This window comes from Frankia tisae, assembly GCF_025403405.1.
Classification (GTDB): Bacteria; Actinomycetota; Actinomycetes; order Frankiales; family Frankiaceae; genus Frankia; species Frankia tisai.
Genome location: NZ_JANEZT010000038.1, coordinates 1 through 19,794, shown reverse-complemented (window position 1 = coordinate 19,794; position 19,794 = coordinate 1). Strand labels below are relative to the sequence as shown.

16 protein-coding genes and 2 tRNA genes are annotated in these 19,794 nt (G+C 71.4%); 4 read left to right on the top strand and 14 right to left on the bottom strand.

The window, feature by feature from the left end; all coding sequences use genetic code 11:
• Positions 1-67: 67 nt before the first annotated feature.
• From mrdA to NBZ85_RS06160, 6 genes are all read right to left on the bottom strand, one after another.
• Positions 68-2,422, bottom strand: coding sequence for a penicillin-binding protein 2 (gene mrdA, locus NBZ85_RS06185; protein ID WP_261554750.1), 2,355 nt, complete (start codon positions 2,420-2,422; stop codon positions 68-70).
• Positions 2,419-2,982 (bottom strand): rod shape-determining protein MreD, encoded by a 564-nt coding sequence (gene mreD / locus NBZ85_RS06180; protein WP_261554749.1) that lies wholly within the window; start codon positions 2,980-2,982, stop codon positions 2,419-2,421. Before mreD ends, mrdA begins: the two co-directional genes overlap by 4 nt.
• A 6-nt stretch (positions 2,983-2,988) precedes the next feature.
• Positions 2,989-3,957, bottom strand: coding sequence for a rod shape-determining protein MreC (mreC, locus tag NBZ85_RS06175; protein WP_261554748.1), 969 nt, complete (start codon positions 3,955-3,957; stop codon positions 2,989-2,991).
• Positions 3,958-4,129: 172 nt separating this feature from the next.
• Complete coding sequence (locus NBZ85_RS06170) at positions 4,130-5,161, bottom strand: rod shape-determining protein (protein WP_009739818.1); 1,032 nt, start codon at positions 5,159-5,161, stop codon at positions 4,130-4,132.
• A 604-nt stretch (positions 5,162-5,765) separates the two neighbouring features.
• A complete protein-coding gene (gene ndk / locus NBZ85_RS06165) occupies positions 5,766-6,179 on the bottom strand; it encodes a nucleoside-diphosphate kinase (RefSeq protein WP_261554747.1) in 414 nt (137 codons plus the stop codon).
• Positions 6,180-6,282: 103 nt separating this feature from the next.
• Positions 6,283-7,716 (bottom strand): folylpolyglutamate synthase/dihydrofolate synthase family protein, encoded by a 1,434-nt coding sequence (locus tag NBZ85_RS06160; protein ID WP_261554746.1) that lies wholly within the window; start codon positions 7,714-7,716, stop codon positions 6,283-6,285.
• 203 nt (positions 7,717-7,919) lie between these two features.
• On the opposite strand from NBZ85_RS06160, the gene NBZ85_RS06155 reads away from it, so the two are divergent.
• Complete coding sequence (locus NBZ85_RS06155; RefSeq protein ID WP_261554745.1) at positions 7,920-9,212, top strand: bifunctional folylpolyglutamate synthase/dihydrofolate synthase; 1,293 nt, start codon at positions 7,920-7,922, stop codon at positions 9,210-9,212.
• Between the two features lie 75 nt (positions 9,213-9,287).
• Here the strand turns inward: NBZ85_RS06155 and clpX are convergent, their stop codons facing one another.
• The 5 genes from clpX to NBZ85_RS06130 form a co-directional block, all read right to left on the bottom strand.
• Positions 9,288-10,583 carry an ATP-dependent Clp protease ATP-binding subunit ClpX gene (gene clpX, locus NBZ85_RS06150; protein ID WP_261554744.1) on the bottom strand — a complete coding sequence of 432 codons (1,296 nt, stop codon included), beginning with the start codon at positions 10,581-10,583 and terminating at the stop codon, positions 9,288-9,290.
• Between the two features lie 426 nt (positions 10,584-11,009).
• The gene (locus NBZ85_RS06145; protein ID WP_198287167.1) at positions 11,010-11,663 is read right to left on the bottom strand and encodes an ATP-dependent Clp protease proteolytic subunit; all 654 of its coding nucleotides are present in this window, start codon (positions 11,661-11,663) and stop codon (positions 11,010-11,012) included.
• A gap of 84 nt (positions 11,664-11,747) precedes the next feature.
• A complete protein-coding gene (locus NBZ85_RS06140) occupies positions 11,748-12,389 on the bottom strand; it encodes an ATP-dependent Clp protease proteolytic subunit (protein WP_261554743.1) in 642 nt (213 codons plus the stop codon).
• A 296-nt stretch (positions 12,390-12,685) separates the two neighbouring features.
• Positions 12,686-14,149, bottom strand: a complete 1,464-nt coding sequence (gene tig / locus NBZ85_RS06135) for a trigger factor (protein ID WP_261554742.1) — start codon at positions 14,147-14,149, stop codon at positions 12,686-12,688.
• A gap of 55 nt (positions 14,150-14,204) precedes the next feature.
• Positions 14,205-14,277, bottom strand: a tRNA-Pro gene (locus NBZ85_RS06130).
• Positions 14,278-14,323: 46 nt separating this feature from the next.
• Between NBZ85_RS06130 and NBZ85_RS06125 the strand changes: the two genes are divergently transcribed.
• Positions 14,324-14,394: transfer RNA gene (locus NBZ85_RS06125), tRNA-Gly, on the top strand.
• A gap of 947 nt (positions 14,395-15,341) precedes the next feature.
• Here NBZ85_RS06125 and NBZ85_RS06120 read toward each other — a convergent pair.
• Positions 15,342-15,653, bottom strand: a complete 312-nt coding sequence (locus NBZ85_RS06120; protein WP_261554741.1) for a hypothetical protein — start codon at positions 15,651-15,653, stop codon at positions 15,342-15,344.
• Positions 15,654-16,032: 379 nt separating this feature from the next.
• On the opposite strand from NBZ85_RS06120, the gene NBZ85_RS06115 reads away from it, so the two are divergent.
• Together NBZ85_RS06115 and NBZ85_RS06110 are read left to right on the top strand one after the other, a co-directional pair.
• Positions 16,033-16,860, top strand: coding sequence for a L,D-transpeptidase (locus NBZ85_RS06115; RefSeq protein ID WP_261554740.1), 828 nt, complete (start codon positions 16,033-16,035; stop codon positions 16,858-16,860).
• 48 nt (positions 16,861-16,908) lie between these two features.
• Complete coding sequence (locus tag NBZ85_RS06110) at positions 16,909-17,475, top strand: DUF3291 domain-containing protein (protein WP_261554739.1); 567 nt, start codon at positions 16,909-16,911, stop codon at positions 17,473-17,475.
• Positions 17,476-17,516: 41 nt separating this feature from the next.
• Here NBZ85_RS06110 and NBZ85_RS06105 read toward each other — a convergent pair whose 3' ends face one another.
• Together NBZ85_RS06105 and NBZ85_RS06100 are read right to left on the bottom strand one after the other, a co-directional pair.
• Complete coding sequence (locus NBZ85_RS06105) at positions 17,517-18,458, bottom strand: beta/alpha barrel domain-containing protein (protein ID WP_261554738.1); 942 nt, start codon at positions 18,456-18,458, stop codon at positions 17,517-17,519.
• A 39-nt stretch (positions 18,459-18,497) separates the two neighbouring features.
• Positions 18,498-19,751: a glycosyltransferase family 4 protein gene (locus NBZ85_RS06100; RefSeq protein ID WP_261554737.1), complete on the bottom strand. Its 1,254-nt coding sequence runs from the start codon at positions 19,749-19,751 to the stop codon at positions 18,498-18,500.
• Positions 19,752-19,794: the final 43 nt, after the last annotated feature.

The following is a 19,794-nucleotide window of genomic DNA, read 5'->3' as shown; positions in this document are numbered from 1 at the left end:
CAAAGATCGCCCGATCGCCCACGCGCGCCCGGGACCGCACCCCGCGCCGGGTGGTCGGCGGGGCAGGTCACGGGCGCGCGAGGCCCGCGGGCGGCGCTCGGCTCGGCGCTGACGCCAGGACGCCGACGGCGGCGGGCTTCCCCGCGCTCCCGGGCAGTGGGTGCCGGGCGGCCGGGCGGGTCGCACCGGTCGCCACGGCGGGGCCGGCGCGGGCGGAGTCGGCGGTCGTCGACAGCGCGGGCAGCACTGCGAGCGGACCGCCGGCCGACGGTTGGGCGACGGGCCCCGGCCCCGGGACGGACGCCGGTGTCGCCACGACGGTCCCCACCGACGCGAACGGGTCCGCGGCGGGCGTCGCCGCGATCGTCCCGTCCCGGTTGATCTTCGGCAGGGTGGCCGGGGCCTTGCCGTCCGGCATCGCCGCCGGCTGGCCGACGCCGTAGATAGCCTGGTAGATCCGCTTGGCGACCGGGGCGGCGTACTCGGCGCCGGTACCGGAGTCCGGGATCGTCACCACGACGGCGAACCGCGGGTCGTCGGCCGGGGCGAAGGAGGCGAACCAGGAGGTGTCGCCCTTGCCCTCGACCTCGGCGGTGCCGGTCTTGGCCGCGATCGGGACGATGTTGCTCGGCCAGTCCCCGAAGACGCCGGTCGCCGTGCCCCCGCCCTCGCTGGTGACGCCGCGCAGGCCGGCGCGGATGTAGGCGAGGTTCTCCGGGGAGACCGGCAGCGTCCCGGCCTTGCGCGGCTGGAAGGTCCGCACCACCCGGCCGTCCGGGGCGACCGCGGCCTTGGCCAGGCTGGGCTTCCACAGCGTGCCGCCGTTGGCGATCGCGGCGTAGGCGGTGGCCAGCTGCAGCGGGCTCAGCGACAGGTACTGGCCCTGGCCGATCGCGAACTGGGTGGCCGCGCCGGCGTTGTAGAGGTAACCGTCCACGCACGCCTCGGCGGCGTACTTGCGGAACCGCTCCGCCTTGACCGGGTCGGACTCCTCCGGGTAGCCGTTCTTCGCCCGCCGGCAGTAGGAGTCCTTCAGGTCCTCCCAGATCGCCTTGGCGCCGGCGCGGTCGACGACGGACCCCTTGGCCTCCCCGGGCAGGTCCAGACCGGTGGCCTTGCCGAAGCCCATGGCCTCGGCCATCCGGACGAAGTACTCCTTCGGCGGCGAGTAGGGCCCGCGGCCGTTGCGCAGCCCGCCGTCGGCGAGCCAGGAGTCGTAGGCGAACTGGTCGAAGATGACGTCGCAGGAGATGACGAGCGCCTGGTGCAGGGTGATCGGCCCGGCCGACTCTCCGTCGAAGTTGTGGAAGACCTGGTCGCCGATCTGCAGCGTCGGGGCGCAGTCGAAGCGCTGGTCGCCCTTGGCGCCCAGGTTCTGCATCGCGACGGCGGTGGAGACGACCTTGAACGTCGAGCCGGCCGCGCCCGAGCCCTGATAGGCCCGCGAGAGCAGGGGAATGCCGTTGGCGGGGTCCGACAGGGCCCGGTAGTCCTGCTCGGAGACGCCGCCGACGAACACCGACGGGTTGTACGAGGGCAGGCTGGCCATCGCGACGACGCCGCCGGTGCGCACGTCGAGGACGACCGCCGACGCGGTCCGGTTACCGCCACCGAGCTGGTTGATCGTGTCCTGCAACGCCTGCTCGGTGGCCTGCTGGACACCGAGGTCGAGGTTGAGCACCAGATGATCGCCGCTGACCGGCGCGGTCGTCGAGGCGGTGCCGGCGACCCGGCCGAAGCGGTCCACCTCCAGGCGCTCCACCCCGTCGGTGCCGCGCAGCTCGTCGTCGTAGGTGTTCTCCAGACCGGCGACGCCGATCAGGCTGTTGAGGTGGTAGCCCTTCTCGTCGCCCTGCTTGTCGAGCTGGTCCTGGGTGACCGGGGCGAGGTAACCCAGCTCGTGCGCGGCCAGGGAGCCGTGCGGGTACTCACGCACGGCCTGCAGGTCCGCCGACACACCCGGAAAGCGGTCCGGATGCTCGATGACGGCGAGCGCCTGCTGGGGGCTGACGTCCTTGGCGACCGGGACCGGCTGGTAGGGCGAGCCGTTCCAGCACGGCGGCTTCACCTGGGCGGTGCAGAACCTGATCCGCCGGGTCAGCTCGTCGGCCGGCGTGCCGATCACACCGGCGAGCCGGGCGAGCACCGCCTTGCCCTGGTCGTCCTGCCGGTCCGTCGCGGACCGGTTGACCGAGATGACCAGCGAGGTGCGGTTGCGGACCAGGGGCTGGCCGCGATCGTCGAGGATCATCCCGCGGGTCGCGGGCGTCACCACCTCGCGCACCCGGTTCGTCTCGGCGACCCGGCGGTAGTGGTCGCCGTCGAGAACCTGCAGCACCCACAGCCGCGCGCCCAGGGTCGCGAGCAGCGACAGCACCAGCACACGCAGCAGCAGGACGCGGATCCGCATCCGATCGTTCATCTCGCGCCCCGCCGGAGACGGCCGGACGACTGCCGGGGGCGGCCGGACAACCGCCGGGAGCCGGCGGTCAGCAACGGGAACACGAACGGGGTGAGCAGCACCGCGTAGACCCCGGCGACCAGGGCGCGGACGACGGCCTCACCGCCGGTCAGCGCCGCCGCACCGAAGATCGAGGTCGTCGCCGCGTAGCCCAGGGTGCCCGCCACGCTGGCCCCCCCGATCGCCGCGAGGGGCACCACCACCGACCGATCCGCCGCATCCATCACCAGACCCACAGCGTAGCCGACCAGACACATAACGAGAGCAGACTGCCCGAGAACGTGACTTGACGCCAGATCGGCCAACACCCCGACCGCAAACCCGCTGACCGCCCCGACCAGCGGACCTTCGATCAGGGAGATCGTCGCCAGCAGGACAAGCACGAGATCCAGCCGGCCGCCGGGAAGGCCCAGTCGGGCGACGATCGAGACCTGCCCGATGAGAGCGACCGCCAGCAGCGCGATCGCGACGACGAAGGTGCGGACACGCACGGTGTCCGACGAGTCGGCGATGTCCCACATGCCGGCTCAGCCCGTCCCACCCTGGCCGGGGCGGGCCGGGCCGGGAGACGTGCCGGTGCCGGGTACGGGTGTCTGGGCGGCCGGCGAGGTCGGCACCGGCTGGGCTGGCACCGGCTGGGTCGGCACCGGCTGCGGGGCCAGCAGACGGTCACCCGGGTCGGTCGCCGGCCGGCCGACGACCACGCCGACGAGGTCGAGCGTGCCGACCGACACGTACGGCTTGACCTCCGCCGTCCGGGACAGCCCGCCGACGTCGGTGACCTTGGTGATGACGCCGATCGGCACGCCGGCGACGTAGTCCATGCTGCCGAAGGTCACCAGCCGGTCACCCTTCTGCACCCGGAAGGAGGCGTCGTACAGAGTGAAGGTCAGCGTGCTTGGCCCCTGCCCCCCGGCCACGGCGCCGAGCAGCTGGGTGCGTTCCAGCCGGGCACCGACCCGGCTGTTCGGGTCGCAGGCAAGGCGGACGACGGCGGTGTGCGCCGTGGCCGAGGAGACCGTGCCGACGAGCCCGTCGGCGTTGAGGACGGTCTTGTCGATGTCGACGCCGTCATCCCGGCCGGCATTGATGGTGACGGTCCAGTCCGTGCCGGTCGCGTCACCCACCGCGATCACCTTGGCCGGGACGACGGAGTACTGGCCCTTGTCCGCGAGCAGTCTCAGGTCGCCGAGCTGCTTGGACATCCGGCCGATCTCGGCGTTGTCGGCGAGCTGGCGGCGCAGCCCCGTGTTGTCCTGGGCCAGCCGGTCCGCGCGGTCGTGGTAGCGGTTCGGGTGGGCCAACGACGAGACGGTCCGGCCGATCGGCCGGGTCACCGCGCTCACGCCGTCCTCGACGCCGCCAAGGGCCGAGTGCACGACGCCTCGGGCTCCGCTGGCGGAGCGGCCGGTCTTGTAGTCCAGGGTGATCAGGGCGAAAGCGGCGATGACCAGAGCTATGATCACCAGGCGGGATCGCCTCGTGTCACGCCCCACAGCAGCCTCCGATGACGCCGGCCTGAGCCGGCCGCCGAGCGCGGTCCGTCGCTGACGTCGGACGATCCACATCGCCGCGACGTTCCCGGATCTGACACGAAATTCCCCAGCAGCGGGGACGGCCCGGACGGCGCCCGAGAGCGGGCGCGCCGGGGGTTGCGACCGCGGCCCGCTACCGCCGCGGCTCCGAGATGAGTACCTGCTGAAGCGCCTCGAACTCCTCAACGCACTTACCCGACCCCATCGCCACCGAGTGCAGCGGATTCTCGGCGATGTGGATCGGCATGCCGGTCTCGTGCCGCAGCCGCTCGTCGAGCCCGCGCAGCAGCGCACCGCCGCCGGTCAGGACGATGCCCCGGTCCATGATGTCGCCGGACAGCTCCGGCGGGCAGCGGTCCAGCGTCACCTTCACCGCGTCGATCACGGCGTTGACCGGCTCCTCGATCGCCTTGCGGATCTCCTCCGCGGTCACGACGATCGTCTTGGGCAGGCCGGTGACGAGGTCGCGCCCGCGGATCTCGGCGCTGGGCTCGTCGGGCACCTTGTGCGCCGAGCCGATCGCCATCTTGATCTCCTCGGCGGTGCGCTCGCCGAGCATCAGCGAGTACTCCTTCTTCACGTAGGAGATGATCGCAACGTCCAGCTCGTCGCCGGCGGTGCGGATCGACTGGCTGGTGACGATGCCTCCCAGCGAGATCACGGCGACCTCGGTGGTCCCGCCGCCGATGTCGACGACCATGTTGCCGGTCGGCTCGTGCACCGGCAGGCCGGCCCCGATCGCGGCGGCCATCGGCTCCTCGATGATGTACACCTTGCGGGCACCGGCCTGGTAGCCGGCGTCCTTGACGGCCCGCTGCTCCACCCCGGTGATCCCCGACGGCACGCAGACGACCAGCCGCGGCTTGGCGAAGTGGCGGCGCCGGTGCACCTTCTGGATGAAGTACCGCAGCATCCGCTCGGTCGTCTCGAAGTCGGCGATGACGCCGTCCTTCAACGGGCGCACGGCCACCACGTTCCCGGGGGTCCGGCCGATCATCCGCTTGGCGTCCGTGCCGACGGCAAGGATGCCCGAGGTGGTGGTGTTGATGGCGACCACGCTCGGCTCGTTGAGGACGATCCCGCGGCCCCGCACGTACACCAGGGTGTTGGCGGTACCGAGATCGACGGCCATGTCACGACCGAGGAACGACAGCGAACTGGACATCGTCGGGTACCGACCTTCCCGGGGGATGCGGTCCTGGCCGCCTCCGGCACGGCCGACGGCACGGCCAGCCAGGGAGCCGGAGAAGCGCGTGGAACACGTACAGGGTTCGTAGATCGGGCAGGACGACCCGGAGCGTCCCGCGCGGAAACGACCGCGGAAACCAACCGTCACAGTCGGTTACCGCGACCCGCCGGACACGCTCCGGGCAAGTACTTGAAGGGTAGACCGCCGGGCAGTGCCCCGCCGCCCCGACCGGTCGTGGGGCGGCCCGTGTCACCCCTGGGTCAGATCGACCCAGCAGGGATCAATGGGTCACAGTCCCGGTACTCAATGGGCTTCAGCGAGACCACGACGGCCGACGAGGGGCTCGACCCGGGCACGAAATAGCCGACCGCGATCGGCAAACACCGGTTCGCGGCGCCGCGAACAAGAGCCTTCAGTGGCCTCGACGCATCCGCGAGCTCACCCGAAACCGGTGAGCGCACGGTGTGGTCCGATCCACCCGGGACCACGCCACGACCACCCCTCCGTGCCCGCGAGGACGCGTGCCCGACCGTCCTCCCGCGAGGACGCAAGCCCGCGAGGACGCCACGAGCCGCGCGACTCAGCTCAGGCCGGGGAAGAACAGGTCGATCTCGCGCTTGGCGGACTCCGGCGAGTCCGAGCCGTGCACGAGGTTCTGACCGATCTCCAGCGCGTAGTCACCGCGCAGCGAGCCGGTGGCGGCCTTCACCGGGTCGGTGGCGCCGATCAGCCCACGCGACGCCTCGACGGCCCGCGGTCCCTCGGCGACCAGGGCGACGAGCGGGCCGGAGGTGATGAACTCGACCAGCTCACCGAAGAAGGGCTTGCTGGCGTGCTCGCCGTAGTGCGTCTCGGCGACGGAGCGCTCCAGCGTGCGCAGCTCGAGGGCCACCAGAGTGAGCCCCTTGCGCTCCAGCCGGCCGACCACCTCACCGACGAGGCCACGGCTGACGCCATCGGGCTTGACCAGGATGAGGGTGCGCTCGGCGGACACGGTACTCCTTTTCGATCATTGACATCGTCGTCCCGACGGGCCCGCGGGCCCCTCGTCAACTTACAGGGTGCCCGTGCCATCACCATGGCCGAACCGGGCCACCTCAGGGCCGCAGCAACGCCCGCGCCCGACCCACAACGGGGGCCGAACCAGTCACCAGCACCCCGGCTCCGCCCAGGTCGGCGTCCTCCTCGGCGAGCCGGACCGCGTCGTCGATCGCGTCGTCGAGCCGGGCGGCGACCTCGACCCGGTCGGCGCCGAACACGCCCGCCGCCACGGCCGCGAGGTCGTCGACGCCCAGCGCCGCCGCCGTCGCCCCGGTCGTGACGACCACCGTGCCGAGGACCGGTTCGAGCGCGGCCAGAATCCGGGCGGCGAGCGCCTCGTCGCCGTCGATGGCGACCACGCCGACGAGCACCTCGAAGGTGAACGCCTCCTCCAGCGCGGCCACGAGCGCCGCTGCGGCCACCGCGTCCTGGGCGACGTCGAGCACGATCGTCGGCGAGCGGCGCACAACCTCCAGCCGGCCCCGGGTATCCACCTGGGCGAGGCCCGTCCGGACGACGTCGAGGTCGAGGGCGCTGCGACCGCCGCCCAGGAACGCCTCGACGGCGGCGAGCGCGACGGCGGCGTCGTGCGCCTGATGGGCGCCGTGCAGCGGCAGGAAGAGTTCGTCGTAGGTACCGCCGAGACCCTTCAGCGTGATCATCTGCCCGCCGACGGCGACGCGGCGCCCGACCACGCCGAACTCCATGCCCTCGCGAGCCACCGTCGCGCCGGTGCCGGCGGCCCGCCGCAGCAGGGCCTGCGCGGCCGGCAGGGCCTGCTGGGCGAGCACGACGAGCGTGTCCGCCCGGATGGCAGAGCCGGTCCGCGCGAGGATCCGGTCGAGCTCCGCCTCGGCCGCGCCGGGGTCCCCCGCGAGCACGGCGGCGTCGGCCGGGTCGAACAAGCTCACCTCGGCGGCGCCGCCCGCCCCGGCGACGATCACCGGGGTGATCGCGGCCACCGGCGCGTCGAGCAGGTCGGCCAGGTCACCGAGCTCCGAGGAGCCGTCCCAGCCCGACTCGACGACCGCCAGATCGACCGGGGCGTCCGCGAACGCGGCGAAGGCCACCGCGGTGAGCAGCTCGAAGGCGCTCAGCGGCCCGTCGGACTCGATCAGCGGCAGGTACGGCGCGAGGTCGTCATAGGCGGCACCGAACACTTCCGGCGAGATCTCCGCGCCGGCCAGCCCCACCCGCTGGGCGCTGCCGAGCCAGCCGGGCGACCGCAGGGAGCCCGCACGGATCCCGAACGCGTCAAGCAGCGCGGTGATGGCGGCGACGGTGGAGCTCTTCCCGACGGAACCCGCCACCACGATGCTGGGGAAGGCCCGCTGCGGCTGGCCGAGCAGATCCAACAGGCGGCGCAGCCGCGCCAGCCCTGGGAGGACCGCAACAGCGGCCCGCTGCGCGTACGCGGCCGCGAACCGCGGAGGACCCGCGGCATCGCCGAACGCGGAGGTCGTGCCGGCCTTCGCCGAGGCGCCTGTCACGGCACGATCCTACGAGTCCGGACGACCGGCGTTCGCCGGTGCCCGCGCCAGCCCCGCCCGCCTGGCCGCCTGGCCGCCTGGCCTCCTGGCCTCCTGGCCTCCTGGCCTCCTGGCCATCGTCGGCCGCCTGGCCGTCCGGCCGAGGGATCCGGTTTGCGCGGGTCGCTACTGTCAAGCGCGGGCGAAGGAGGCGGCAACAGCAGGTGACGTGGACCTACGAGGCGGCATGCGCCGCGCTGGCCAGCTCGGTGGACCTGGAGAAGCAGGCGATCACGGCCGACCCGCCGGTGCCGAGTCTGGAGCGGATGCGGGAGCTGGCCCACCGGCTTGGCGACCCGCAGCACGGCGCCGCGGTGATCCATCTGACCGGTACGAACGGAAAGACATCGACGGCGCGGATCACCTCGGCCCTGCTCGGCGCCGCGGGGCTGCGGGTCGGCCAGTACACCAGCCCGCACCTGGAGCGGACGAACGAGCGGCTGGTCATCGACGGCCGGCCGATCGACGACGGCGAGTTCGCCCGCTGCGTCGGCGCGGCGGTGGACGCGGCCGCGCCGATGGCGGAGCGGCCGACCTTCTTCGAGCTGTTGACGGCCGCGGCGTTCCACTGGTTCGCCGACCGGGTCGTCGACGCCGCGGTGGTCGAGGTCGGACTGCTCGGCCGCTGGGACGCCACGAACATCGCCGACGGCCGGGTCGCCGTCGTCACGGGCATCGGCGCCGACCATCTGGACTACGCGGGGAGCCTGGCCGGGGTGGCCCGAGAGAAGGCCGGCATCGTCAAGCCCGGCGCCGACCTCGTACTCGGCGAGGTCGACGCCCGCTTCGACAACGTCTTCACCCGGACGCCGGCGGCCCGGGTCCTGCGGCTGGGCCGGGACTTCGCCATGGCCGGCGGCCGCCCCGACCCGGCCGGTCGCCGCGGCGACCTGCGCACCCCCGCCGCCCGCTACGACGACGTCGGGCTGTCTCTGCACGGCGCCTACCAGGAGGCCAACGCCGCCTGCGCGCTGGCGGCGGTGGAGGCGTTCCTCGGCCGCCCGCTGCCCGAGGAGGTGGTCCGGGCCGGGCTCGGTTCGGTGCGGGCACCTGGCCGGTTGGAGATCGTCGGGACGGCGCCGCTGCGCGTGCTCGACGGTGCCCACAATCCGGCGGCGGCGGCGGCCCTGACCCGTTCGCTCGCCGAGGAGTTCCCCGGCCGGAGCTGGACGGTCGTCTACGGGGCGCTGCGCGGCCATGACTTCGCCGCCACTCTGGCGGAGCTGCGCGGCGAGAGGATCGGCTCGCTGATCTGCTGCGAGCCGGCGTCTCCGCGAGCGATCCCGGCCGAGCAGGTCACCGAGGCGGCGCGGCGATGGGCGATCCCCGCCGAGAGCGCTCCCGGGGTCACGGCCGCGGTGCGACTCGCCCGGCGGCGGGCGGGCACGACCGGCGCGATTCTGGTGACCGGGTCCTTCTACCACCTCACCGAGGCGCGGCGGGCGCTGGGCGCGTAGTCGCCCGCCGATCCGGAGCCGGGGCGGGGCGGCGCGGGAACTCTCGCCCCGCCCCGCCCCGGCCCGGCTGCGGCCTCAGGCCGACTTCTCCTGGCGGGGCGCCCGCTTCGAGGCGACGTCCCGGGGCACCAGCGTGGGGTTGACGTGCTCCAGGACGACCTCGCGGGTGACGACGACCCGGGCGACGTCCTTACGGCTCGGGATGTCGTACATCACCGACAGCAGCACCTCTTCCATGATCGCCCGCAGGCCGCGGGCACCGGTGCCGCGCAGGATCGCCTGGTCGGCGATCGCCTCCAGCGCGTCGGAGGTGAAGTCGAGATCAACGCTGTCCAGTTCGAACAGCCGCTTGTACTGCCGGACCAGGGCGTTCTTCGGCTCGGTCAGGATCCGGATCAGCGCCTCGCGGTCCAGGTTGGACACGCTGGTGATGACCGGCAGCCGGCCGATGAACTCCGGAATCATGCCGTATTTGAGCAGGTCCTCGGGCATGATGTCACCGAAGACGTCGGAGGCGTCCGGGTCGTCCTTGCCGTGCAGCACAGCGCGGAAACCCAGCGACTTCTTGCCGATCCGCGACTCGATGATCCGGTCCAGCCCGGCGAAGGCCCCACCCACGATGAACAGGACGTTCGTCGTGTCGATCTGGATGAACTCCTGGTGCGGGTGCTTGCGACCGCCCTGCGGCGGCACACTGGCGGTGGTGCCTTCCAGGATCTTCAGCAGGGCCTGCTGGACGCCCTCACCGGACACATCTCGAGTGATGCTGGGATTCTCCGACTTACGGGCGATCTTGTCGACCTCGTCGATATAGATAATCCCGGTCTCGGCCTTTTTGACGTCATAGTCGGCAGCCTGGATCAGCTTGAGCAGAATGTTCTCGACGTCCTCGCCGACGTAGCCCGCCTCGGTCAGCGCGGTCGCGTCGGCGATGGCAAACGGGACGTTGAGCATCCGGGCCAGCGTCTGGGCCAGCAGCGTCTTGCCGCACCCGGTCGGGCCGAGCAGCAGGATGTTGCTCTTCGCGAGCTCCACCTCGCCCTTGTTCGCCTCGGCGCCGCCCCCGCCCGAACCGCCGGCCTGCACCCGCTTGTAGTGGTTGTAGACCGCGACGGAGAGCGTCTTCTTCGCCGCCTCCTGCCCCACCACGTAGCTGTCGAGGAACTCGTAGATCTCCCGCGGCTTGGGGAGCTCGTCCCACTTCAGCTCGGAGGACTCGGAGAGCTCCTCCTCGATGATCTCGTTACACAGATCGATGCACTCGTCACAGATGTAGACGCCAGGGCCGGCGATGAGCTTTTTCACCTGCTTCTGCGACTTACCGCAGAACGAGCACTTGAGCAGGTCACCGCCATCACCGATGCGTGCCACCGAGGACTCAGTCCCTTCGTCCAGACGATGGTGTCGCCTGCGTGTCAGGGGCGGTTGACACCGCCCGGTCGTCGCGTGTCTGCCTGCAACCATCCCCGTGGGGACGGTACCCCGCCAAGCGGCCCAGTGAGTGCCCTATCGCTTGGCTCATACCAGTCAGCCTACGGTCACCATGGCCGTCCTCGCGCGTCCGCACGGTCCCATAAGGCCAACGCGTCACGGACATCGAGGAGCTGACCGCATTCGACCTGTCGGCGCGTCGCGCGAACCGGCCGCCGACCACCCCGTGCCACGGGCCGGCCTCGCGTGGCGTCGTGCCACGCGAGGCGTCGGCCGCGGGGTGCGCGTGCCGCCCGACCGGTGCCCCGCCGTGCTCCGGGCATCCGATGAACGCTGGCGATCCGGTCACGCGCCCGCGACTCGTCGCTAGCGTGTGGTGGCGAGCCGCGAGGACTTGCGGGTCTTGATGACCTCGTCGATCAGGCCGTACTCCTTGGCCTCGTCGGCGCTGAAGATCTTGTCCCGCTCGATGTCCTTGCGGATGTCCTCCTCCTTCTTGCCGGTGTGGGTGGCAAGCATCCGCTCCAGCAACGACCGCATCCGCAGGATCTCGCGGGCCTGGATCTCGATGTCGCTGGACTGGCCCTCCCCCGACGCCGACGGCTGGTGGATCAGGATCCGGCTGTTCTCCAGGGCGAACCGCTTGCCCGGGGTCCCCGCCGCCAGCAGCACCGCCGCCGCCGACGCCGCCTGACCCATACAGATCGTCGAGATGTCCGGCCGCACGAACTGCATCGTGTCGTAGATCGCCGTCAGCGACGTGAACGACCCACCCGGCGAGTTGATGTAGATCGAGATGTCCCGGTCCGGATCCTCCGACTCCAGGAACAGCAGCTGCGCCATCACGTCGTTCGCCGACACGTCGTCGATCTGAACGCCGAGGAAGACGATCCGCTCCTTGAGCAGCTTCGAGTACGGGTCCATGCCGTACTCGCCGCGGGAGGTCTTCTCGATGATGTTCGGTAGAACGTAGCGACCCTGCGGCTGGGCGGCGGCCTGGCGGCCCTGCTCAGACCTCATCTGCTGGTAGAGCGTCTCATGGAACATGATGGCTGCCTCCGGAAACGGATGACGACGGTTCGGTCCGGTGAGCGGGCTGCCCGCTCAGCTCACCGGCCCCTCGCTGGGAACCTGGCGGGCCTGCTGGACCACGTGATCGACGAACCCGTAGTCCTTGGCCTCGTCGGCGGTGAACCACCGGTCCCGGTCGGAGTCGCGCTCGATCTGCTCGATCGGCTGCCCGGTGTGGAACGCAATGCGCTCCTGCATCATCCGCTTGGTATAGAGCATCTGCTCCGCCTGGATGGCGATGTCGGAGGCGGTGCCCCCGATCCCGCCCGACGGCTGGTGCATCATGATCCGGGCGTGCGGCAACGAGTAGCGCTTGCCCGGCGCTCCGGCGCAGAGCAGGAACTGACCCATCGACGCGGCGAGGCCGAGCGACACGGTCGCGACATCGTTCTCGACGAACTGCATGGTGTCGTAGATCGCCATGCCGGCGCTCACGGACCCACCCGGCGAGTTGATGTAAAGGAAGATGTCCCGGGTCGGGTCCTCCGCGTTGAGCAGCAGCAGCTGCGCGCACAGCGCGTTGGCGATCGAATCCTCGACCACCGATCCGAGGAAGACGATCCGGTTGGCCAGCAGGCGGTTGAACACCTGGTCGTCGAAGGCGGGCCCACCCTGGCCGGGCGAACGGAGCTCTGGACCCGGAACTGGCAGGCGCGGAACTGCGAGGTTACTCACGGTCAGCTCCTCGGCTTCCTCACATGGGGCGGCTGATTGACCGGCTCGACACTATCTGTGACACGCGCAAGTTCTCGCCCTTCAGGCTCGATGTTCGCGCTGGGCGTGAGGACCGGCCAGTCCGGACGCCCTCGCGACGCCGCTCCGCCAGCCCCCGGCGACGGCGCGCCGCAACGCCAGACGGCCCCCGGACCGAGTCCGGGGGCCGTCTGGCGGGCCGACAGACCGCGCGGCGCGAGCCGCGCCACCGCCTGCCGCGAGGTCAGATGTCGCGCGGGGTCAGATGTGTCGCGGGGTCAGATGTCGCGGTCCACGCCTTCGCTCGTCGCGGTCGCCGCCTGGGCCGGCTCCGCCGCGGCCTCGTCCTCGGCGTCGCCTGCGTGATCGTGACCGGCGTGATCGTGACCGGCGTGGTCGTCGTCGGCCTCGTCGTCGTCCGGAGCCGGGCGGGCCGGGAGCACCAGTTCCACCGGGGTGCCCTCCCCATCGACGACCTTGGCGTTCTCCAGCAGCAGGAACAGCGCCTTGCTTCGCAGAACGTCGGCCATCAGCGCCTGCAGCCCCTCGCCCTGGGCGAGCTGCTGGGCGTAGACGTCGGGCTGCAGACCCGAACGCTGGGCCCGCATGATCACCTGCTCCATGAGCTCACCCTGGTCGATGCCGATCGACTCGGCGTCGATGACCGCGTCCAGGATGAACTGGGAGCGGATCGCCTTGCCCGCCGTCTCGCGGACCTCGGCGTCGAACTCCTCGGCGGACTGGCCAAGCGTCTCCAGGTAGGTCGCCCGGTCGGTGCCGATGTTCTCCAGCTCGTGGGACAGCCGGTGCTCCCGGGCCTCGATCTCGCCCTCGAGCAGGGAGGCCGGGACGGGCACCTCGACCCGCTCCAACAGGCCCTCCAGCAGCTTCTCCCGGGCCTGCCCGACCTGCTCGGTACGCCGCGACTGCTCCAGCCGGCTGCGCACGTCGACGCGCAGCTCGTCCAGCGTGTCGAACTCGCTGGCCGTGGTGGCGAAGTCGTCGTCGAGGGCGGGGAGCTCCTTCTCCTTGACCCCGCGCACCGTCGCGGTCACCTCGGCCTGCTCACCGGCCTGCTCGCCGGCCAACAGCGCCGTGGTGAACGTGCGGGACTCGCCGTCGGCGGCCCCGACGATCGCCTCGTCCAGGCCCTCGATGAGGTTGCCGCTGCCGACCTCGTAGGACAGCCCGGTGGCCTCGGCGCCCTCGATCGGCTTGCCGTCGGCCTGCGCGGACAGGTCGAGCGAGACGAAGTCGCCCGTCTGCACCGCCCGCTCGACCGGCTGGAGCTGCGCGAACCGATCCCGCAGCGCGCCGAGCTGCTCCTCGACCTGCTCGTCGGTGACCTCGACGGCGTCCACCGTGACCTGCAGATCGGAGAACTCCGGCAGCACCACATCGGGACGGACGTCCACCTCGGCGGTGAACACGAGCTGGCCGCCGTCGGCGAACTCGGTGATGTCCACCTCGGGGCGCGACAGCACGTCGACCTCTTCGGCCTGCACAGCCTCGGAGTAGAGCTGCGGCAGCGCCTCCTGGACCGCCTCGTCCAGGATCACGCCGCGGCCGAGGCGCTGGTCGAGGATCCGCGGCGGGACCTTGCCCGGCCGGAAGCCGGAGACGCGGACCTGGCGGGCGAGCTTGCGGTAGGTGGCATCGAGCGAGGGCTTGAGCTCGTCGAAGGGCACCTCGACGGTGAGCTTGACCCGGGTCGGGCTGAGGGTCTCCTTGGTGGCCTTCACGGCGCGGCGGTCTCCTGGTACGACGTTGGACGGGGTGACACGCCGAGGCTATCGGTCGGGGCGGGGAGACTCGAACTCCCGATCTCCTGCACCCAAAGCAGGCGCGCTAGCCACTACGCTACGCCCCGAGGCGTTGCCTGCTCATCCTACGGGGTAAGCTCGCCTCGATCACCCGCGGGTGTAGCTCAATGGCAGAGCCCCAGCCTTCCAAGCTGGCCATGCCGGTTCGATCCCGGTCACCCGCTCTCTATCCGCCCAGCCCGGCGGCCCTCGATGCCGCCGCGGTCCGGTGGCCATCGTCGGCCCAGGCCCGCTGCGGCGGGCCTGGAAAATCACCCGCACACGGGCGCCCGCGTACGGGTCCGGTCTGCACGCACCCCCCATCAGACCGACGCCGGACTATGCCGACATCTCCGGCCGGAGTCGGCGTCGCGACCGGGTCGGCCCGCGCGCGTCGACATGCCCAGATGGCATGCCCGCCGGCATGTCGCGTGACCGGAAGCGGCGGCGCCTGTCTCTTCCACAGGGATGAACGGGGTGGGCCGCCCGGTCCACCCCACGGGTGGTCGTCTGTCCTGGTCGGCCGGGTGGAGGTCGATGTCCCAGGGGCCTGTCCGGGAGCGGGTAGAGCGCGCAGTGCGTGACCGCCTGGGCGGCGAGCCGGGCGCAAGGCAGGTGGTGCGGTCGCGGCGACACCATGAGGATGCTCTTTGGACTGGAAAGGATCAGACCCCCAGTAAGCCTGATCATCCCAGCTCCGGAGCTCTTTCCTATTCCCCACGCCCCAACAGGCGATCGCCAGCGTGAAAGACCGGGGTTGACCAGGCCAGCTGGCGCCGCACGGCCACCCGTCTGCCAGCCCGGTTCCGGGCCAGCTTGCAGCCAGATCGCGCCAAGGCTTACGTACGGTTCCATAACCGAAAGAGGACGCGCTCGTTTAGCTAGTGCCGTCTCGGTAGCGGCCGTCGCGCCCGGCGGCAGACGACTCCGCTCGAATCCCGAGCCACTCCGCCCGGGTTCACGGGCACTTTGCCAATGCCGCGAGCCCAGGCCGAGGGCGCACCCCGGACGCCGTCGCGATGGTGCCGGCCGTCGACGCTGACGACCGGCACCATCGCCGGCAGATCACCAGGGTGCGGTCAGCCCACCGTCAGCACAGTGGGGTGACCTGCCGACCGGAGCAACGGCTCAGTCACCAGTTCCAGCCATCGTCCTTCCACCTGTCCTTGCGCTTGTCGCCGAACCAGTCGTCGCCGAACCAGTCGTCCTTGCGCTTGTCGTCCTTACGCCAGTTGTCCTTGCCCCAGTCGTCCTTACGCCAGTTATCCTTGCCCCAATCGTCCTTGCGCTTGTCGTCCTTACGCCAGTCGTCGCCACCCCAGTTCTGGGCCTGCTTGACCGTGTCCCCGCCGTCGGACGCCCAGGCGCTCGAAGCCGCTGGTCCCAGCGCGACGAAAATGGTCGCCATGCTCGACAGCGCGACCGCTGCCGCCCGGGCCCTCATTGATCTCCGCACAGTTCTCCCCTACGGTTTCGGAAAAGCAACGAACCAAGGTCGCTAGAAAGCGTATCCGGCCTGTCGTGGACCGCAAATCCTGTCGCTCACCCTGGGTTTTGTTCACGTTTCATACCGCGTTCTCGCACGCTCTCCTCAGATACCCGGAGAATGACCGGAAACCATTTCCATGGGTCGACCGCGCGGCGCACCGCCGCGTCCGGCGATGCGCGAGCCGGGGGCGACGCGGCGATCCGCCGGGGATCGGCCGGCCTGCCCCGGTCTCATCGACGACGGTCGGCGGCCGGTGCGAGGCATCTCGGCCCGTGCAGGTGCACCCACCCCACTGACTACGTAAAGTAAGCGCCGGATAGCCGAGGGGGTCTGGATGCGCAGCACCGACACAAGCCGCCCGCCGGCGCCGGGCCTTCGCCGGCCGCCTCGCTGCCGCGTCGCCGGCCTCCTGCTCCTGGCCACGGCGCTGCTGGCCGCGACCTGCCTGGTCGGCGCCTGTTCAGGTGGTCGGACCACACCGGCGCGACCTGCCGTCACCCCCGCAGCGCCGACCCGCGCGACGCACCCACCGGCCGGCGCCGGCCCCACCGGCCCCACGAAGGGTCGGCACCTCGTAGCCCAGGCCGTGGTGCCCGAGATCACCTGGTTCGCAACCCCGGACACCGGGGCTCCGCAGGGCCGGCTCGCCAACCCCAACCGGGAGGGCGTGCCGCTGGTTTTCGCGGTTGAGGAACGCCGAGCCCACTGGCTGCGGGTCCAGTTGCCCGTGCGGCCCAACGGGTCGCGGGGATGGCTGCGGGCCGAGGACACCCAGGTCACCGAAACCCCGTATGACCTGCGAGTCGACCGGTCTGCGCATCGGCTCACCGTGCTACGGGACGGCGCGGTCCTCGCCCGCCTCCCGGTGGGCATCGGAACCGGCGGTACCCCCACGCCGTTCGGCGAGTTCTACCTCACCGAACTGCTGCGACCCGCGGATCCGAACGGGCCGTGGGGACCGTACGCCTTCGGCCTGTCGGGCTTCTCGGACGTGATTACCCAGTTCAACGGCGCCAACGGCATCATCGGGCTGCACGGCACGAACCGCCCCGACCTGGTCGGGACGGACGCCAGCCACGGCTGCATCCGGCTTCGCAACGAAGACATCGAAAGGCTGGCGGGAATCCTCCCCATCGGCACGCCTGTCTCCATCGAACGGTGATGCGCGTCATTCCTGGCGGATGCGGGACGACATCCCTAGGCTATCTTCATGACGGGTTACCATCTGGCCCAGGTCAACATCGCCCGAGTACTCACCCCACTCGACTCCCCCGCGCCGGATGACATCCTGGCCGGCCTCGCGCCGGTGAGCGACCTCGGCGACGGGCAGCCCGGCTTCGTCTGGCGCCTGCAGCCCGAGCAGGGCGCCGCGGCCGTGCACACCTTCCGGCTCGATGCGGAGGCCGACCTCACCGTCATCGTGAACCTGACGGTGTGGGAATCGGCGGACGCGCTCGCCGACTTCGTCTTCCGCCATGGTCAGGGCGCGTTCCTGCGGCGTCGGCGGGAGTGGTTCCATCCGACCGACCGGGCCACCAACGCCCTGTGGTGGGTGCCCACCGGGCACCGTCCCGGCACACCGGAGGCCGAGGAACGGGTCAGGCACCTGCGCACGCACGGCCCGACCGCGACCGCGTTCACCTTCCGGCTGACGTTCCCCCCGCCGGATCGGCGGATCTCCCTGGTCCCGGCCGGCGATACCGAGCTCGCCGCCGAGCGAGCCGACGCCCACGCCGACACCGACGACGCGCCGAGAAGCCTGGCCGCCGGCGGCTGAGCCCGGCCCCCACCGCGGCTGGGCCCGGCCCACCGCCTGGTTCAGGGAGCGGCTGGATCCACCTGGTCGATCCAGCCGGCGAGGATCGACCCGAACACCGACGGGTCCTCGCCACGGTTCCAGAACGCCGTCGCCGCCTGCACGGCCACCGCCCCGGCCCGCAGGTACTCGGCGACGTCCCGTCCCTCACCGACGCCGCCGACCCCGACGACATCGACGCTGTCCAGCAGTAGCTGGCGGAGCTGGCGCACCTGGCCGAGACCGACCGGCTTGAGCGCGGGTCCGCTCATCCCGGCCAGCTCCACGTCGACGACGGGACGGTTGTCGGCGTCGACGACGAAGGCGTTGGGGAAGGTGTTCACCGCGGTGACGAACCGCGGGCCGACGGGCCGGCCGGCGAGTTCGGCGAGCACCGCGGCGAGCTCGGCGAGCGCCGCCGGGTCGGAGAACGGCGAAAGCTTGACGCCGTACGGGACGCGGCGGCCCGGGTCGCCCGCGGCCCGCGCCAGCAGTGCGTCCCCGACCGCGGTGCAGACCGCCGCGGTCTGGTCGGGGTCGAAGCAGGCGATGCGCTTCTGGGCGCCGCCGTCCCAGACGTTCGGGCAGGCCAGGTTGAGCTCGATGAGGTCGACACCGGTTCCCGCGACGACCTCGGCGATCTCGGCGTACTCCCCGACGTCGAACCCGGCGACGCTGACGATCAGCGGCTTGCCCGCCTCATGCGCCCGATCGACCATCCGGGACAGGTGCGCGCCGTAGTAGTCCAGGCCGCGGTTGGGCAGCCCGAGTGCGTTGATCGAGTAGGACCGCCCGGGCCAGTAGACGTTGCCCGCGTTGCCGGCCCGCGGCTGGCGGGTGATCGAACCGACGACGATCGCCGCGACCGCGGACCGAGCGAAGGCGTCGACATCCTCCACCGACTTGCACGTGCCGGCCGCGTTCATGACCGGGTGTTCCAGGGCGACGCCCGCCAGAGCACTCATGTCCGCCAGCCTAGGGGCCGTCGCCGCGTCACCCGCCGGTCAGCGAGGGCCGGCCACCCGCTTGCCGCGGCCGCGGCCGCGGCGCGTCCGGTGCCGGTCGATGGCCTTCTGGTAGACCTCGACACGCAGGGCGGCGATCCGCTTCGGCTCCAGCTCGGCGGTGCCGGCCCGGCCCCGGGCGCCCACGGCGACGGCGAGTTCCACGTCGGTGAGGTAGGGCTCCAGCGCATCGGCGAGCGCGGTGGCGTCCTGCGGCGGGACTACCGTGCCGCCCTCCCACTTCGCCACCCAGGTCGCGACGCCCGTGGTCTCGGTCGCGACGACGGGCCGGCCTGAGGCCATTCCCTCCAGGCCGGCGATGGAGAAGCTCTCGAACCGGCTCGGGACGACGACGGCCCGCGCGTCCTCGTATGCCCTGACGAGCTCGGGCCGGGTGAGATGGCCCGCGAAGCGGCAGGTGACGCCGAGCTCGGCGGCGCGGCCTTTCAGCCAGGTGCCGGTGGGGACGCCGTCGATGAGGCCGGATGACTGGCCCGCGAAGACCACCGTCGGCTTGACGCCGCGCTTGCCGAGCAGCGCGGCGGCTTCGAGCAGCACGTCGAGGCCCTTGCGCCATTCGAGCCGGCCGACGACGAGCAGCGTGGGACCGGTCTGCCGCGGCGGCGGCACGGCGGCGTACGAGGACCGGTCGAACGGGTAGGGGATGACGTCGGCGTCGGTGTTCGTCTTCAGCCAGCCGAAGTCGCGCAGGGTGGTGACGATCAGCTCGGACGGCGCCGTCCGCGCGTCGGCGCGCAGCGCGGAGAACCGATCGATCTGGTCGGCCAGCGCGCCCCGGCCGTGCAGTTTGCCCTCGCGCAGGCGGACGTCCATCATCGTCGGCGTATGCAGGTGGATCACGAGGGGAACGTCGCGCCGCAGCGCGGTGCGCAGACCGCGGGTCTCTCCGTCCTGGGTCTCGATGACATCGGGGTGCAGCCCGAGACGACGCAGCCAGAAAGCGTAGGACACGGCAAGAACCATTCGCAGGGAGAGCGAATCGCGTGGATGGTTCTTCCCCTGGAACAACCGCCCCAGCGGCCCGAAATATCTACCGACAGGCAACCGGAGCAACGGGCGCCGATGCACCTGGACCCCGTCATGATCCTCGTCGGTTCGGCGACGCCCCTGGGCGCAGAGGATATGGACCTGATGGCCGAGCGCGACCAGCGCGTGAGCGATGTCGTGCGTGTAGACACCCGCCCCATCCCAAATGATCGGCGGGTACTGCTCGCACAAGAAGACGATCTTCATACCCATCCCCCACCGCGGTGACTCCGGACGGCCCACCCTAGCG